The organism is Rhizobium sp. BR 314 (assembly GCF_047445805.1).
GTDB classification, from domain to species: Bacteria; Pseudomonadota; Alphaproteobacteria; order Rhizobiales; family Rhizobiaceae; genus Rhizobium; species Rhizobium lusitanum_B.
The window spans coordinates 1-569 of the sequence record NZ_JARWLA010000119.1 but is presented as its reverse complement, the minus strand read 5'-3'; the positions used below and the strand labels follow the sequence as shown (position 1 = coordinate 569).

At 59.4% G+C, this 569-nt stretch carries 1 protein-coding gene; it reads left to right on the top strand.

Translation table 11 applies throughout. The features are described 5' to 3' along the window. A partial coding sequence (locus QD461_RS36700; RefSeq protein WP_414091644.1) for a substrate-binding domain-containing protein occupies positions 1-569 on the top strand: 569 nt, incomplete at both ends.

Below are 569 nucleotides of genomic sequence, written 5' to 3'. Positions count from 1 at the left end.
GTGATGCACTACACGGCGTCTGACTGGGCCAAGGCCCAGATGGCCGGGCAAAAGAAGGCCCTGGAAGAGCTCGGCGTCGAAATCGTTGCGACGACTGATGCTGGATATCGCGCGGAGCAGCAAGTTTCAGACATCGAAAGCGTCATGGCGCTCAAACCTGACGTCATGATCACCGTTCCCGCCGAGCAGTCAGCCACGGCCGCAGCATACAAGAAAGCTGCTGCCGCTGGCATTAAGATCATCTTCCTTGACCAGACCGGCGCCGGGATGAAGGCTGGCAAAGACTATGTGAGCCTCGTCTCTTCCGACAACCGCGGGATGGGAAAGGTCGCCGCACTGCTCATGGCCAAGGCGCTCGACGGCAAGGGCGAAATCGGTCTCATCCCGCATGCGTCCGACCTTTTTGCCACCAAAGAACGCGTGGTCGGCTTCAAGGAAGCGATCAAGGATTATCCGGATATCAAGATCGTCCAGGAGACCGGTGTCGGAGGCCCTGATTTCTCAAGCGAATCCGAGCGCGTCGCCTCCGCAATGCTGACGGCCCACCCCAACCTCAATGGCATCTGGGC